Below are 16,126 nucleotides of genomic sequence, written 5' to 3'. Positions count from 1 at the left end.
AGTCAATGTTGTTGTGCATCTATCACGCCTGTGCTGTCACTTTAGGCCGAATAAACAAGGCAGGGACAGCTAATAACGCCATTAAATAAAATACGACCCCATGATTTGCAGGTGCTCGCTCGTAGATATAACCAACAATGATCGTAATAATCGCCAACCCACCTCCGGTTGCCAATGCAGAGTAAACGCCCTGCAATGGAATGATTTCATTTTCTTTTCGAGCACTAATAAACCGCATTGCAGCGAGATGGCAAACGGTAAATGTGCCACTATGCAATATTTGCACAACAACCAGTATCGGTAATGTTGTAAAGGCGCCCATCAACCCCCAACGGATTATTCCACAAAATGCGGAAAGTAAGAGTAAATTACGCGCACTCCAACGACGGAATAAACGATGGCTTAGCATAAAAACGATCACTTCCGCCACAACACCCAATGACCATAAATTACCAATAACTAAGTCAGAATAACCTGCTTCTTTCCAAAATAATGAAGCAAAGCCATAGTAAGCCGCATGAGCCCCTTGTAATAACGTGACACAAACCAAAAATCTGACCACGTTTTTATCGGCGACCAGTTGTTTAAAAGTAATTTTGGATGTGCCTTCGATTTTTGCAGCTCCCGATGGCATGATTGCAGGCTTTAACATCGCCGCAAGTAGCATCGCTAAGCAACTGATAATCAGCGCCATCATGATGGCTTTATGCCCCCAAACGCCAGCCAGATACCCCATCAATGACGAGCCGATAATAAAGGCGATGGAGCCCCAAACGCGAATTTTTCCGTAATCAAAAGTAAATTGCTTTTGCCATGTTCCAGCAAGTGAATCCCCCAAAGGAACCATTGGGGCAAAAAATAGGTTAAAGCCTATCATCACAAATAATAGCCATGCCCAATGCGATCCAAAGGCAAAACCGACAGAAAAAAGTAAAGACAGTGCGGCTAATATTCTTAGCGCTGTAATTAATGTCGAGGGTTCTTTAACTAAAGGCGTAATAAACATCGCGCCAAGAAAACGAGCGGCCAACCCTACACCCAGTAAAACACCAATCATTTCTGCATCAATACCCTCTCCCTGTAGCCACACTGACCAAAAAGGTAAGAAAATACTGTAGGCAAAAAAATAGGTAAAATAATCAATAGCTAGCCAACGCGTTGATGGAATAACCATCACTCCTCCCTTATTTTGAAAGCAAAAAACCCGCTCATACAAAGTGTAGAAGCGGGTTTAAGAAACTGTTTAAACTAAATTATGCGTAGACTGGGTATTTTTTGCAAATTGCTAATACTTTTTGTTTAACGCGCTCAATGGTCGCTTCATCATTGAGGTTATCTAGGATATCACACATCCAACCTGCTAGCTCACGTGCATCAGCTTCGGTGAAGCCACGGCGCGTAATAGCCGGTGAACCAATACGAACACCTGAAGTAACAAACGGGCTCTTAGGATCATTCGGTACACTATTTTTATTAACGGTGATATTAGCACGGCCAAGAGCGGCATCTGCATCTTTACCTGTAATATCTTTATCAACTAAGTCCACTAGGAATAGGTGATTTTCAGTACCATTAGAAACCACTTTGTAGCCGCGTTGTTGGAAAATTTCCACCATAGCTTTCGCATTTTTAGCGACTTTTTGCTGGTAAACTTTAAACTCTGGTTCCATTGCTTCTTTTAGTGCAACCGCTTTACCTGCAATAACATGCATTAAAGGGCCGCCTTGTGAACCTGGGAATACCGCAGAGTTAATCTTTTTATACAGCTCTTCATCGCCACCTTTAGCAAGGATTAAACCACCACGTGGGCCTGCTAAAGTTTTATGGGTTGTTGTTGTCACAACGTGAGCATGTGGAACTGGGTTTGGGTAAACATCTGCAGCAATCAGACCGGCCACGTGAGCCATATCAACAAATAGATATGCGCCAACACTGTCGGCAATTTCACGCATTTTAGCCCAATCAACTAGACCAGAATAAGCAGAGAAACCACCAATAATCATTTTTGGTTGGTGTTTTTCAGCTTGTATTTTAATGTCTTCGTAGTCAATTTTACCACTTTCATCAATACCGTAAGGGACGATATTGTACAGTTTACCGGAGAAGTTGACGGGTGAACCGTGGGTTAAGTGGCCGCCCTGAGCTAAGTTCATACCTAACACAGTATCACCGGGTTGTAGCAGTGCCATATAAACAGCGGCGTTAGCTTGCGAACCTGAATGCGGTTGTACGTTTGCATAATCAGCGCCAAACAGCTCTTTGGCACGATCAATCGCTAATTGTTCAACAACATCAACGTATTCACAGCCACCGTAATAACGCTTGCCCGGGTAGCCTTCTGCATATTTATTGGTTAGCTGAGAACCTTGAGCCTGCATAACACGTGGACTGGTGTAGTTTTCGGAAGCAATTAATTCAATGTGCTCTTCTTGACGTTGTACTTCTTGCTCCATGGCTTGCCATAGTTGTGGATCATAGTCTGCAATATTCATTTCACGCTTTAACATCCGCTTCTCCTGCCTCAGCAATTCAATATGTTGACAATAAATTCATCGCAATAACATACAGTGTAAACTCTTTTTCACTCTTGAGATAGCCCTAAAGATGAAATGGACGCAAACGATTGCATTAATTTTTTTCACTTAAAAAGTGATAAAGAGCTTTACTATAAAATAATCTATATTTGAATTTTAGACGGATGAACATCTAGATTTGCTAGCCCCTTCACATTACACATCTATTTAGCCACTATTTTATTTGTTGAACTATTTACAAGTAACCTTAATTATTATAAGTTGTATTTAAAATACATGTTTTTAAATAAACCCTGTTACTCCCATAAAAATGTTATTTTTCGTGAATAACATACAACGCTATCTAAATGAAAATACAGAAGTATGTCATTCGAATAGCAAAGTGATATTCACGTCAAAGCATAATTGGGAAACATGAAAATAATTCAGGAGCACCTGCATGCTAGACACTCAAACTATTGCTATTGTTAAATCCACTATCCCCGCTATCGCTGCGACAGGTCCAAAACTTACCGCTCACTTTTATGACAGAATGTTCAAGCAGCATCCTGAATTAAAAGATATCTTCAATATGACAAACCAAATGAATGGTGATCAGCGTGAAGCTTTGTTTAATGCTATTTGTGCTTATGCTGTCAATATTGAAACCCCAGAAGCTTTAATAGCCGCCGTTGAAAAAATCGCACAAAAGCATGTCAGTTTAAATATCAAACCAGAGCATTACCCCATTGTTGGTGAAAATTTATTGGGTGCTATTGATGAGCTATTAAACCCGGGACAAGAAGCATTAGATGCTTGGGGTAAAGCGTATGGTGTGCTGGCAAATATTTTTATTGCGCGTGAAGAAGATATTTACCGCGAAAATGCAGTTAAAGTGGGAGGTTGGGAAGGTTTACGCGAATTTCATGTCAGTTGTAAACAACAACAAAGTGATGTAATTACCAGCTTTGAATTTGTTCCTGTTGATGGTAAGCCCGTTGCTGACTATCGCCCAGGGCAGTACCTCACTATTTATATCAACCATGATGGTTTCGATAACCAAGAAATTCGCCAATACTCATTAACTACCTCGCCAAATGGAAAAAGCTACCGAATTGCAGTAAAACGAGAAGATCAAGGTGCCGTTTCTCGCTTCTTACATCAAAACTTAAATGAAGGTGATGTTGTTCATTTAGCGCCACCTTGCGGTGACTTTTTTATTGATGTTGATCCTCAAACCCCGGTTACATTGATTTCAGCTGGTGTTGGCTTAACACCCATGCTCAGTATGCTTAATCATTTAACTGAACAAGCACATCAAGCTCAAGTCAATTGGCTACATGCGGCTGAAAACGGCGCAGTACACGCATTTCATCACGAAATCAGTAAATTAATGGCAAACCAAAAAAAGGGACATTCTGCAATTTGGTTCAATCAGCCAAGAGAAAATGATAAAGCTGGATTTGATTATCAATACAGTGGATTTATGGACTTATCACGAGTCAAAGACTGGATAGCACTGCCGAATATGCAATTCTATTTTTGTGGACCTGTTGGCTTTATGCAGCATGTTGGAAAGCAGCTGATTGAGATGGGTATCACCCCTGATAACATTCACTATGAGTGCTTTGGGCCACACAAAGTTTTATCGTTAAACTAACGTTTCATTGTGACTTTCCGTCATACCTTACAATCAAAAAGTATGACGGGCTATAATGAAATTAATTATTTTGCGGTAACGGGTTCGCATAAAAATACGCAACAATCCCATTCCTGTGTATTGGTACTTTCTTTATTCAATCTGCTGGAACCTTAGCTCTAACAAATTGAATAATATCAAGTATTACCGTTACCGCTTTTTCTTCAACAAATTAGATCGCTTCTTCGTCTTGCTCGCCTGTACGAATACGAATAACACGAGCTACGTCGTACACAAAAATTTTACCATCACCAATTTTGCCTGTTTGTGCAGTTTGCATGATGGTTTCCACGCAATTTTCAACAATGTCGTCAGGCACCACAACTTCAATTTTTACTTTGGGTAAAAAATCGACCATATATTCTGCACCGCGATAAAGCTCAGTGTGCCCTTTCTGACGGCCGAAACCTTTTACTTCCGTAACAGTCATCCCAGTGATACCCACTTCAGCTAGCGCTTCACGCACATCATCAAGTTTAAATGGCTTTATAATTGCATCAATTTTTTTCATAAATAGTTCCTGTTATGACCAGCTTTTACGGCCAAAACCCGAGGTGATCGGATAACGGCGATCTTTACCGAAATTACGCATGGTGATCCTTGGTCCAACAGGAGCCTGACGACGCTTATATTCGTTAATATCAACTAGACGGACAACTTTGCGCACGATTTCTTTATCAAAGCCGAGCTTAATAAGGTCAGTGACGGATAAATCTTTTTCTACATAACCTTCTAACAATTTATCTAAAATATCATAAGGCGGTAAGCTATCTTGATCTAACTGCCCTGGCGCTAACTCTGCGGATGGCGGCCTATCAATCACCCGCTGTGGGATCGCTGGCGAGATTGTATTACGATAATTTGCTAGCTTAAAGACTAACGTTTTGGGTACATCTTTTAACACATCGAAACCACCCGCCATATCACCATATAAGGTAGAGTAGCCTACTGCGGATTCACTTTTGTTACTCGTCGTTAGAACGATACGGCGACGTTTATTTGACATTGCCATCAATATAACAGCACGGCAACGCGCTTGTAAGTTTTCTTCCGTGGTATCTACTTGTGTTCCCACAAACAGCGGCTCAAGCTGCGACATAAAAGCATCAAACATAGGCTCAATGGAAACAATATCAAACTCAACACCGAGCAGTTCGGCTTGTTCTCTTGCATCATGAACACTCATTTCAAGTGTATATCTAAATGGCATCATAACCGCTTGTACACGCTCTTTACCGATGGCATCAACCGCAATCGCGACGGTTAACCCTGAATCAATGCCACCTGACAACCCCAAAATCGCCCCATTGAATCCATTTTTATTTATGTAATCACGGGTTGCCATCACGAGGGCTTGATAAACCTGTGCCACAGGGGAGCTTTCAGGGGTACTTTTACCATCAACGGAAAGATTAAGGTCATTAAATTGAACGGTTACTACCTCTTCCTTGAATTCAGCTAATTGAAAAATTTGTTTGCCTTTATTAGCTAAAACTTTAGATGCACCATCAAAAACCAGTTCATCTTGCCCGCCAACTTGGTTTAAATAGACGATCGGTAAGCCTGTTCGCTGACAATGGTCAACTAGCAAGTCAGCGCGGATATGCTCTTTATTGATATCAAACGGTGACGCATTTATGGTTAATAAAAGCTCAGCACCCGCTCCCTTAACCGCATCAACAGGCTCGTCGTACCAAATATCTTCACAAATCAACAAACCTAAACGATAGCCTTTGAAATCAACAACACAGGTATCTTCAGCGGCGCTAAAGTAACGCGGCTCATCAAATACACCATAATTTGGTAGCTCTTGCTTAAAGTAACGAGCCAGCAATTTACCTTGATAGAAAAATGATAACGCATTGTAGATTTGCTCATCCTCATACCAAGGATGACCCACAATAATAGCGGTTTGTTCGCTTGCTTGTTGTAATCGTTCTAATTGCACTAAACAGCGTGTTTCAAAATCGCCACGAAAAATTAAGTCTTCCGGCGGATAACCTGTCAGAGCCAGCTCTGAAAACATGACAATATCGGTGTTTTCTGCTTGTTCACTGACAACTTGCAACATGCGATCGCAGTTGCCTTCAATGTCACCAACTAGCCAATTTAATTGAGCAAGTGAAATATTAAGCTTACGGCTCATAAAATGTTTCTTCTCCCGGCGCATTTTTAGGGTAAAGGTAATTCTTGAAATTATTCTTTAAAATCATTTGCTTCTAAATCATGACGCCCAAGTAATTTATAAAACTCAGTACGATTTCGCCCTGCCATTCTAGCCGCTTGAGTGACATTGCCTTTCGTCATCTGCAACAATTTACGCAAATAATTTAATTCGAATTGATTGCGAGCTTCAACAAAGGTTGGTAATGCGGTATTTTCGCCTTGTAAAGCTTGACTCACTAGTGCTTCGCTTATTACTGGCGATGTTGTAAGGGCAACGCATTGCTCAATAACGTTAACCAGTTGACGAACATTTCCGGGCCAAGTTGCGGTCATAAGGCACTTCATTGCATCACTCGAAAAACTGCGTACAAAAGGCTTATGTCGTGCGGCAGATTCACGTAATAAATGATTCGCGAGTAAAGGAATATCTTCCGCTCTTTCATTGAGTGCTGGAATGCGTAAGTTCACTACATTTAATCTGTAGTAAAGGTCTTCCCTAAATTCATTTTTCTCCATCGCTTTTGGTAAGTTGCGATGGGTAGCAGAAAGAATACGTACATCAATGTCTAAATCGCGATTACTGCCTAGTGGTCGAACTTTTCGCTCTTGTAAAACACGCAATAACTTTACCTGTAATGGCATCGGCATATCCCCGATTTCATCTAAAAATAAAGTTCCACCACTTGCCGCGAAAAATAACCCTTCACGACTGCTTACAGCGCCTGTAAATGCCCCTTTTGCATGACCAAAAAGTTCTGATTCAAGTAGTTGCTCAGGTAATGCACCACAGTTAATTGCAATAAAAGGTTTTCGTGCTCGCGGGCTGGCTTTATGTATTGCTTGAGCTAAAACTTCTTTACCTGTACCACTTTGCCCATTAATTAAAACGCTCACATCAGATTGTGACACCATATAAGCTTGCTCTAACAAACGCAGCATTAATGGGCTACGGGTGACGATCCCTGTACTCCATTCCTCATCTTTCATCGGTGTTGAAGATAAGGCTAAAGCTTCATCAATGGCTTTATAAAGCGCATCTTTATCAACAGGTTTCGTGAGAAAGCTAAACACGCCGCGCTGAGTTGCAGCGACGGCATCAGGTATTGAGCCATGGGCAGTCAAGATGATGACGGGTAAATTTGGGTGTACTTTTTGAATTTCATCAAACAGCGCCATCCCATCCATTTCATCCATGCGTAAATCACTAATAACTAAATCAGTTTTTTCTTTTTGTAGAATTTTTAATGCTTCAGGTCCACTTTCAGCGGTCACGACTTTAAAGCCTTCACTACTAAGGCGCATACCCAGTAATTTCAGTAAGCTAGGATCATCATCAACCAACAGCAAATTCGCTGATTTACGGTTTGTCATTAGGCTCTTTCTCCACTTTATTGGGTTCAGTTTGCTCACTCGTCACTTCTGCTGGCTTTTCACCATCCACTGAATTTTCGACTTCTTTTTCTGTTTCGTTAGTGCTTTTTTTGCGTGATGAAAGCTGACGCTCAATATCGGTCAGATTTTCTAATTTGCGAGAAGTTGCGTCCAATTCAAAGCTCAGCTTTGCATTTTCTTCTTTTAAACGATCAAATTTTGTATCCGTTTCTTGCTGTAAGCGCTTATAGCGAGCATTCGCATCAGCAAGATTGATAATCTGTACCTGCTGTTCTCGCCATAATTGTAGCAATGGACGGACTGCGGTTGGGAAGCTCAAGCTATAAGTATTAATACTATCAAGCATTTTACGGCGCTCAGAAATGGATGGATCAGCAGAGTTCAACAAAATATTTTGCTGAAATGCACTTGACCAATTATCCACTTCAATTTGGCTCGCATCAGTTCGAGCCTTTGAGGTATCAACTCTATCAGCACAGTCCATCATACGTAACCAAAACAGTGCATTATCCCTTGAATTAGGTTGTTCATTTCCCCAAATAGCATCGCATGAAGTATAACGATAATCTGTAACTTTAACTTCAGGAACAACCACTTGCGCTAATGTTTCTAGAGGAGATTGCCCGTTTTTTGTAACACATCCTGTTAAGATAAGGGAAAATAAAATGACCCCAAAGTTTATCGCTGTACACACCGGACGTAGTGAGACAGCATGGCGATTTAACCCTTTATTTCTCTTAGGCAGCGCTCTAAAACGCAGCATTGCCGAATAATTTGTAGACCTAATTAGCATTGTTATTCGTTCTCTGCAGTTAGAGGCAGTTCAATTCTAAAACAGACATCCGCCAATTTATTAGGTACCAATGATAATTCACCGCCCATTTGCTTAATGCAATCTTGTGCGATGCTTAACCCTAATCCACTCCCTTTAACCGCGCCCTTTCTTTGTAAAGAGCCCTGATAAAAAGGTTCAAAAATCATACTTTGCTCGGATTCAGGAATGGGAGTACCTGTATTTGCCACTTCAATAAGCAGTTTGTTGCCTGTTCTACGACTAGAGATCCAAATATTACCTGATTCGCCACCATAGTGCACCGCATTGGAGTAGATATTATCAATAACTCTTCCAAGTAAAGTTGGCTCCGCTAGGCAATTTTCTTCTTTTAAACGGATATCCGTTTTAATATTTTTAGCTCGAGCGGGTAAATTATGAGCATTAACAATATCTTCAATTAATTTTTTCAAATCAACATCCTGAGCTTCCGGCGGCTCATCTACCAGCTTACGATTATAATCAAGTAACTGCTCAATAAGTTGCTGAAGATGCTTACTGCTGTGATCGAGTATCTCAACCACTTCTCTTTGTGAGCTGGTTAATGGTCCTGCCACTTCATCTGCAAGCAGTTCGGTGCCTTCCCGCATACTGGCTAATGGGGTTTTTAATTCATGAGAAATGTGACGTAAAAATTCATGACGCTGAGACTCAAGCCAGGCGAGCCGTTCACTGAGCCAAATAATACGTTGTGCTATCGTTCTGAGTTCTCTTGGTCCTTTAAAACGCTCAATATTAGTCGCAAGCGTTCCGCCTGTACCAAGACGATTAATCATTCTTTCAATGACTTTCACCGGGCCAATAATCATGCGAGTAAAAAGCGTAACGAGCAATGCACTCAATAGGAACAGGATCAAACTTTGCCAACCAAATAGCTGCCCTTTATTGGCAATGGCTTTTTGCAATTGTTCCCCACGACTAAAAATGACATCCCGCGTTTCTTGAACTAAATGTGAATTTGCTGATGAGAATTGCTCAAGGGCTGACATAACTTGCAGTGTCGGCTCATTATTTTCACAATTAACGACTTTAAGCTGTTCAAGCGTTTGGGTTAACACTGTCGTGTCCGATTTTGTGGGTAAAATTGTTTTTTGCCGTTCAAACATTTGCTCGTAATCTACAAATTGCTTTTTATATTGACTTTTGAGTGCCTCATCTTGCAAAACACAATATTGCCGATAACTTCGTTCCATTTCGAGGGCAAGGCTACTCATAACCTCGCTACGTCTGGCATCAAGAAGCGTGGTTTTATTGATGTTCGCTGCTTGGTTACTCAGTTGTTCCAAACTTTGGTAAGCCTGATATGCCAATACCAACAGCGGTAACAAAACCAGCAAAAATGCCATTACAACAAGTTGCCGCAAGGAGCGTGGGAAAAACCGCCATTTTCTCAATGCATTCATCTCATGCCTATTAAACGTATTTTAATGGTAGCAGAACTCACTCTATAGCGGAAAGCTGAATGATCGTTCTATATTCATATGCGTTAAAATCGGATTAACGGCACCTTTATAAGATAGCAATCAGCATGCCAACTATTTATATAAAAGATGAGTAATTTCAGGGAAATATAGTAAATGGAAACTTTTAATCATTAAAAGACGCATTACACTAGAAGGGAATTTTTATAGTTTATCGTGTTTTATCAATACACGGTATCAAAACGAACCAACATTTAATTCCTAGGAACATACACAAGTATGTGACTAGGATAGCTGAGTGCAGCTAACAACGCTACGGCTCAAAATATGACGGATATAAGAAAGAGGAAGGCGAGATAAAGGTACTCCCCTTATCCCGCCAGCGATGATTGACTTCTTAACATTTGCCTAGTCATTAAATTTATCTATTTATGACTAGGTTTATATGATTATGTCTTTTCGATAAAGATAATCATATAGGTGGTGCCTCACTCAACGTGTCGCCCTGTGTTTGATAAGGCCCGAAGGCGAGTATCTGTGCTGTTGGACGGTAGGCACCTTACTTTGGCATCATTCTTGCTTTATGTGGTATGTACCCAACTATTTTTGGACCTACATAATAAATTGAATGAGCAACTGAGTATTATTATGCACAACCCGTGCCAACTTTACAAATTATTTTTTAACATCATAATAATAAAGACTTTATTTATTAACACCAAACGCTACCGACATTTTACCTATCCGATCTATCATCATGTCCTTGCAGAATGTCTCTTATTTAAGACACCTATTTACCGTATATTTAAAAGCTATATTTATCAATGGGATAAATGTCACCTTTTGGCGACACTCGATATGGCGGTTTGTCGCTGATTTTAGACAGCCTTAATGTTACTCTAAAAAGTCCGCGTTACCTCCGAACAAAAAAATACATAACAAACTGTTTTATAAAAACAATTTAAATTTATTTCGATAATAAGCAATCATCCCCCAATAAATTATTTTATTATTAATAATTATTTATTAGGTTCTAGTGAAAATTTAACGCTTTTTCTCTAACCCTTCAGGATACACATCAGAATTCTCAATGATGCTTCTAGCTTATCCGCCTCTATCTTGCTATAAGATTTCTCAACACCTTATTCACCCAACATAGAAGTTATAATGATAAAAATAGCGCTTATTGACGATCACATAGTGGTACGTTCAGGATTTGCTCAACTTCTTACGCTTGAGCCTGATATTCGTATTGTTGGCCAATACGCTAATGCCCAAGAGGCTTGGCCAAATTTGATCAGCCATGATATCGATGTCGCAATCATGGACATTTCGATGCCTGATGAAAATGGCCTCCAACTTTTAACCCGTTTACGACAAGTAAAACCTGACTTTCGTACCATCATTTTAAGTATTTATGACACCACAGCATTCGTGCAAAGTGCTTTAGATGCAGGCGCAAGCGCTTATTTAACCAAACGCTGTGGCCCAGAAGAGTTAGTTCAGGCCGTCCGTTCCGTTCATCAAGGCGGTTGTTATTTATGTTCTGATGCTATGCGTGCCTTGCGACACGCCCCGCAACAAAAGCAAGGCATGCAAGAGCTGACGCCAAGGGAGCGGGAAGTATTTAATTTATTGGTAGCAGGTTTAAGTGTAAAAGTAATTGCAGAGCAATTAATCCTTAGCCATAAAACAGTACATGTACACCGCGCTAATGTGCTGAGTAAATTACAATGTGAAAATACCATTGACCTGGTTCATTATGCCTTAGAGCACAACCTTATTTCAAGGTAGTATTGATGAATAAAAGCACCCGTCTACTGCTGCAATCACTCTTTCTTTTATTAACCTATTCGTTGATATGGATTGGGCTGTGGATTATTGGCTTTTATTTAAGTCAAAATAGTTTTCAGGCAACACTATTTTTACCCCAAGGTCTGCGTCTGGCCTTAATGATTATTCTCTGGCGGCGCTATTGGCCAACTTTACTGCTTTGTGAAGGGATATTAAATTTTTGGTTGGCACAAGAGCAGTTATCATCTCAACCTCTTTTATTGCTATCCCCAATAGTGAGCCTCTGTGTTGCCTTTTTTATTCAAAATATTTGGTGGCGCTATACCTTATATTGGCAGAGACTATTATTGCTACTAGCAGGTGTTGCTGCAAATAGTGTTCTACATGCACTTCTATTTGCTTGGTTATCTAATTATTCAATCAGCCAACTCTTCCTAACGGCATTTACCGGTGGAATATTATTATCACCCTTTGTTTACCTTATTTATGAATACCTACATGAGCAGCATTATCAAATGTTACTCGACTACGGTACTCCGGATAAACAACTACGTACCTCATTGATAGTTTGGTGCTTTCTATTTTGTGTTGTCGGGCTCAGTGTTCAAGTTTTTTTTGCCCCAGAAATTGAACGGTTGATTGTTCTATTAGTCTTTATTCCTAATGTCTTTATGGCTTACCGCTATGGCTGGCAAGGTGGCGTATTATCCGCATTACTCGGCAGCTTAATTATTACCTTTGCACGCCAATTTCATGGCGCTTTCGCTGATTTACAAGAACTAGAGATGTTTTTAAGTACCCAAGCCTTGATTGGTATCGGCCTAGGTATTGCAATTAGTCGACAAAAACAGCTGGCCAATAATTTGCAGCGTTACAGACAACGTTTAGAACAAGAATTGACAGCTCGACGAGATTTGATGCGTCAATTAGTCCATACCGAAGAAGATATCAAAAAAGCCATTGCACGCGAATTACATGATGAAATTGGCCAAAATATTACTGCCATTCAAATTCAGTCAATGTTAGTCAAAAAGACCGCCCCCGATTCATTGACGCATCAAGCGGCTAGCCAAATCAACGAACTCGCCCAACAGATCCATCAATCAACACGCCAACTTCTGCGTCAATTGCGTCCCCCGGTACTCGATGAGATGTCACTTGAAAAGGCGCTAACACATTTGATTTCTGAATTTTCATTTGATGAAAATAATATTCAATGTCATTTCCATTATGGCTTATATGAAACGCCAGAAAATGAAACTGTACTGTTCACGCTTTACCGGCTTGTTCAGGAATTATTAAATAATATTAGTAAGCATGCTAAGGCAACAACAATTCAAATATCACTACACCAACAAGGTGACTCGATACAGCTTATTGTTAATGATAATGGTGTAGGTATCCCTTTCAGTAAACGGACAAGTGGTTTTGGTTTACGAGGAATAGAGGAACGTATCCGAGCACTCGGCGGGGACTGGACCTTAACAACACAAGGCGGAACAAAAATAATTGTTAACTTGCCCACATTTTAAGATTAAACATTGTAAAACTAGGAATTATTCCTAGCCCTCTAATACCTTATCTCATCCTTTTTGTTAAAAATTTGATTACATTTGCTCTACGGGATAAACGCCACCATGACAGGTAAACGCAAATTGAATCTGGATAACTCATACCGTTTTTGGCGTCGTCAATTAATGCTATCCATGATTGTGGGTTATGCCACTTTTTACCTGACACGAAAAAGTTTTAATTTTGTTATGCCGGTCATGCAAGCTGAATTATTGCTAGACAAAAGTGACATCGGTTGGATAGCAACCGCCTTTTATTTAACTTACGGTATTTCTAAATTTTTATCGGGTATTTTTCACGATGTAACGGGATATCGTTGGTTTATGGGAGCCGGTCTTGTGATGACTGGAATACTCAATATTATTTTTGCTTATTGTTTATCTTTTCCCGCATTACTGATCGTTTGGACGTTAAATGGTTTCTTTCAAGGTTGGGGCTGGCCACCCTGCGCTCGAATACTAACAAATTGGTATTCTCGAAATGAAAGGGGATTTTGGTGGGGATTGTGGAATATCTCAATCAATTTAGGGGGCATGTTATTGCCACTTTTGGCAGCATTGCTCGCGACTTATTATAGTTGGCAGATGGCATTAATCGTTCCCGGTATTATTGGTATTGTCATTGGCTTATGGCTATGTAACAGACTAAAAGGAACACCAGAAGAAGAGCAGTTACCCACCGTGGGGCAATGGCGCCACGATGTGTTAGAGCTGCGCCAAGAGCGTCTGTCGCCACCATTGCCAATGCTGACAATATTGAAAGAAACGATTTTATTTAACCGTATGATTTGGTTATTGGGCGTTTCTTATATTTTGGTTTACCTCATTCGTATGGCGATAAACGATTGGGGAAATCTCTGGTTGACGGAAACCCACGGTACAAACTTGCTAAGTGCAAATGCGACGTTATCGCTGTTCGAATTGGGTGGATTACTCGGCGCTCTGTGCTCTGGTTGGGGTTCCGATATTTTATTTCGAGGTCAGCGAGCACCAATGATCCTATTGTTTTCCCTTGGGCTGTTTGTTTCGGTTAGCGCCCTATGGTTAACACCCATTCATCATTATGCATTGTTGGCTGTGTGTTTCTTTGCTATCGGCTTTTTTGTTTTTGGCCCACAAATGTTAATCGGTCTAGCTGCAACAGAATATTGTCATAAAAAAGCAGCTGGCACGGTAACTGGCTATCTCGGATTGTATGCCTATTTAGGCGCTGCAATTGCAGGATGGCCTCTCTCTCAAGTCATTGCACGCTATGGTTGGTCAGGAATGTTTGCCTTACTTGCCAGTGCAGCAGCCTTGATGGGGCTACTGCTAATGCCTCTTTTGATTGCAAATGTTAGCAAGCGAGAGCATTTAGCAGGCACTGTTTCACCCTCTACTATAAAGCATGAATAACTTACTAAGATCGAATCCGATAATAAATCTGAATAAAGGACGGACCATGAAACTGAAAACTCTCTCTACACTTATCGCAGCCGGTTTATCACTCGCGGCTATCTCAACAACCGCTAACGCAGCGGGTCGTCTTGTGGTTTATTGCAGCGCAACAAATGCGATGTGTGAAGCAGAAACCCAGGCTTTCGCTAAAAAATATGATGTTAAAACCACCTTTATCCGCAATGGTTCAGGTAGTACACTTGCCAAAATCGAAGCAGAAAAACGTAATCCACAAGCTGACGTTTGGTACGGTGGGACACTCGACCCACACTCACAAGCGGGTGAAATGGATTTACTCCAAGCCTATAAATCACCAAATCTAGCGGAAATTATGCCGCAATTCCAAGACCCAGCAAAACGTAAGGGTAACTATTCATCCGCTGTTTATATTGGCATCCTAGGCTTTGGTGTTAATAAAGATCGCCTGAAAGAAAAAGGTTTACCCGTCCCGACGTGCTGGAAAGATTTGATCAAACCTGAGTACAAAGGTGAAATTCAAATTGCCGATCCACAAAGCTCAGGAACTGCTTATACCGCACTGGCAACATTCGACCAACTTTGGGGAAATGAGCAAGCTTTTGATTATCTAAAAAAATTGAATAGTAATATTTCACAATATACTAAGTCCGGTATTGCCCCTGCCCGTAATGCCGCTCGCGGTGAATCCGCTATTGGTATCGGATTCTTACATGATTATTCATTAGAAGTTGAAAACGGTGCACCACTTGAGCTTATCGCGCCTTGTGAAGGAACTGGCTATGAAATCGGCGGTATCAGTATTTTAAAAAATGCGCGTAACCTCGACAATGCCAAACTGTTTGTTGATTTCGTTCTGTCTAAAGAAGCACAAGAGCTAAGTTGGAAACAGGGTCAATCTTACCAAATCTTGACCAATACCACGGCAGAGCCTTCACCTATCTCGTTAAAACTCAATGATTTAAATCTTATTAACTATGATATGGATAAATATGGCGACGCTGATGTTCGTAAAAATCTCATCAACAAATGGGTTACTGAAGTCAAAATGAGCAAATAACAACCCTGCAACTTGAAGTATGACAAGTCTAAGTGCGGTGTAACCCCCGCACTTAGCTCTTACTTTAAAAAAATAAAAATTAAGTCCTAATAATTCGAGCGTCAGTAATCATGATGACAACTCAAAAATTGACTCAATAATTCTTATTACAACATTTTTAAGTCCTAAATAGTTTGCGCTACAGCTAGACGGCAAATGGGATTATCCCTAGAAATATACCAAAGTATGTGACTAGGGTGACCAAATGCAGCCAACAATACTGTAG

12 protein-coding genes are annotated in these 16,126 nt (G+C 40.5%); 5 read left to right on the top strand and 7 right to left on the bottom strand.

Annotated features, from left to right (window positions below; all coding sequences use genetic code 11):
* Window positions 1–22: 22 nt before the first annotated feature.
* Window positions 23–1,174 carry a 3-phenylpropionate MFS transporter gene (locus M998_RS17495; protein WP_068910068.1) on the bottom strand — a complete coding sequence of 384 codons (1,152 nt, stop codon included), beginning with the start codon at window positions 1,172–1,174 and terminating at the stop codon, window positions 23–25.
* A 79-nt stretch (window positions 1,175–1,253) separates the two neighbouring features.
* Window positions 1,254–2,507, bottom strand: a complete 1,254-nt coding sequence (gene glyA / locus M998_RS17490) for a serine hydroxymethyltransferase (protein ID WP_068445265.1) — start codon at window positions 2,505–2,507, stop codon at window positions 1,254–1,256.
* A 466-nt stretch (window positions 2,508–2,973) separates the two neighbouring features.
* Here glyA and hmpA point away from each other — a divergent pair, with 466 nt between their 5' ends.
* Window positions 2,974–4,173, top strand: coding sequence for an NO-inducible flavohemoprotein (gene hmpA, locus M998_RS17485; RefSeq protein ID WP_068910066.1), 1,200 nt, complete (start codon window positions 2,974–2,976; stop codon window positions 4,171–4,173).
* Window positions 4,174–4,384: 211 nt separating this feature from the next.
* Here the strand turns inward: hmpA and glnB are convergent, their stop codons facing one another.
* The 5 genes from glnB to M998_RS17460 are packed head-to-tail and all read right to left on the bottom strand — an operon-like array spanning window position 4,385 to window position 10,005.
* Window positions 4,385–4,723 carry a nitrogen regulatory protein P-II gene (glnB, locus tag M998_RS17480; protein WP_068445269.1) on the bottom strand — a complete coding sequence of 113 codons (339 nt, stop codon included), beginning with the start codon at window positions 4,721–4,723 and terminating at the stop codon, window positions 4,385–4,387.
* Between the two features lie 12 nt (window positions 4,724–4,735).
* Window positions 4,736–6,358 carry an NAD+ synthase gene (locus M998_RS17475; RefSeq protein WP_068910062.1) on the bottom strand — a complete coding sequence of 541 codons (1,623 nt, stop codon included), beginning with the start codon at window positions 6,356–6,358 and terminating at the stop codon, window positions 4,736–4,738.
* 50 nt (window positions 6,359–6,408) lie between these two features.
* Window positions 6,409–7,749, bottom strand: coding sequence for a two-component system response regulator GlrR (glrR, locus tag M998_RS17470; protein WP_068445273.1), 1,341 nt, complete (start codon window positions 7,747–7,749; stop codon window positions 6,409–6,411).
* The gene (gene qseG / locus M998_RS17465; RefSeq protein ID WP_082913045.1) at window positions 7,736–8,563 is read right to left on the bottom strand and encodes a two-component system QseEF-associated lipoprotein QseG; all 828 of its coding nucleotides are present in this window, start codon (window positions 8,561–8,563) and stop codon (window positions 7,736–7,738) included. Before qseG ends, glrR begins: the two co-directional genes overlap by 14 nt.
* A gap of 2 nt (window positions 8,564–8,565) precedes the next feature.
* On the bottom strand, window positions 8,566–10,005 hold the full coding sequence (locus M998_RS17460; RefSeq protein ID WP_068910058.1) for a sensor histidine kinase: 1,440 nt from the start codon (window positions 10,003–10,005) through the stop codon (window positions 8,566–8,568).
* A gap of 1,185 nt (window positions 10,006–11,190) precedes the next feature.
* Between M998_RS17460 and M998_RS17455 the strand changes: the two genes are divergently transcribed.
* The 4 genes from M998_RS17455 (at window position 11,191) to M998_RS17440 (ending at window position 15,861) form a co-directional block, all read left to right on the top strand.
* The gene (locus M998_RS17455; protein WP_068445277.1) at window positions 11,191–11,817 is read left to right on the top strand and encodes a response regulator transcription factor; all 627 of its coding nucleotides are present in this window, start codon (window positions 11,191–11,193) and stop codon (window positions 11,815–11,817) included.
* Between the two features lie 5 nt (window positions 11,818–11,822).
* Window positions 11,823–13,349, top strand: a complete 1,527-nt coding sequence (locus M998_RS17450) for an MASE1 domain-containing sensor histidine kinase (protein ID WP_068445279.1) — start codon at window positions 11,823–11,825, stop codon at window positions 13,347–13,349.
* 105 nt (window positions 13,350–13,454) lie between these two features.
* Window positions 13,455–14,783 carry an MFS transporter family glucose-6-phosphate receptor UhpC gene (gene uhpC, locus M998_RS17445; RefSeq protein WP_068445281.1) on the top strand — a complete coding sequence of 443 codons (1,329 nt, stop codon included), beginning with the start codon at window positions 13,455–13,457 and terminating at the stop codon, window positions 14,781–14,783.
* A 46-nt stretch (window positions 14,784–14,829) separates the two neighbouring features.
* Window positions 14,830–15,861 carry an ABC transporter substrate-binding protein gene (locus tag M998_RS17440; RefSeq protein WP_068445283.1) on the top strand — a complete coding sequence of 344 codons (1,032 nt, stop codon included), beginning with the start codon at window positions 14,830–14,832 and terminating at the stop codon, window positions 15,859–15,861.
* Window positions 15,862–16,126 lie beyond the last annotated feature (265 nt).

It is taken from the genome of Providencia heimbachae ATCC 35613, from assembly GCF_001655055.1.
GTDB classification, from domain to species: domain Bacteria; phylum Pseudomonadota; class Gammaproteobacteria; order Enterobacterales; family Enterobacteriaceae; genus Providencia; species Providencia heimbachae.
The sequence above is the reverse complement of the archived record's forward strand: the minus strand, read 5'-3'. Positions and strand labels throughout refer to the sequence as shown.

Bases quoted from the DNA above. Each gene is read 5' to 3' on its own strand.
- M998_RS17495 (WP_068910068.1), bottom strand. From the start codon at position 1,174: ATGGTTATTCCATCAACGCGTTGGCTAGCTATTGATTATTTTACCTAT.
- glyA (WP_068445265.1), bottom strand. From the start codon at position 2,507: ATGTTAAAGCGTGAAATGAATATTGCAGACTATGATCCACAACTATGG.
- hmpA (WP_068910066.1), top strand. From the start codon at position 2,974: ATGCTAGACACTCAAACTATTGCTATTGTTAAATCCACTATCCCCGCT.
- glnB (WP_068445269.1), bottom strand. From the start codon at position 4,723: ATGAAAAAAATTGATGCAATTATAAAGCCATTTAAACTTGATGATGTG.
- M998_RS17475 (WP_068910062.1), bottom strand. From the start codon at position 6,358: ATGAGCCGTAAGCTTAATATTTCACTTGCTCAATTAAATTGGCTAGTT.
- glrR (WP_068445273.1), bottom strand. From the start codon at position 7,749: ATGACAAACCGTAAATCAGCGAATTTGCTGTTGGTTGATGATGATCCT.
- qseG (WP_082913045.1), bottom strand. From the start codon at position 8,563: ATGCTAATTAGGTCTACAAATTATTCGGCAATGCTGCGTTTTAGAGCG.
- M998_RS17460 (WP_068910058.1), bottom strand. From the start codon at position 10,005: ATGAATGCATTGAGAAAATGGCGGTTTTTCCCACGCTCCTTGCGGCAA.
- M998_RS17455 (WP_068445277.1), top strand. From the start codon at position 11,191: ATGATAAAAATAGCGCTTATTGACGATCACATAGTGGTACGTTCAGGA.
- M998_RS17450 (WP_068445279.1), top strand. From the start codon at position 11,823: ATGAATAAAAGCACCCGTCTACTGCTGCAATCACTCTTTCTTTTATTA.
- uhpC (WP_068445281.1), top strand. From the start codon at position 13,455: ATGACAGGTAAACGCAAATTGAATCTGGATAACTCATACCGTTTTTGG.
- M998_RS17440 (WP_068445283.1), top strand. From the start codon at position 14,830: ATGAAACTGAAAACTCTCTCTACACTTATCGCAGCCGGTTTATCACTC.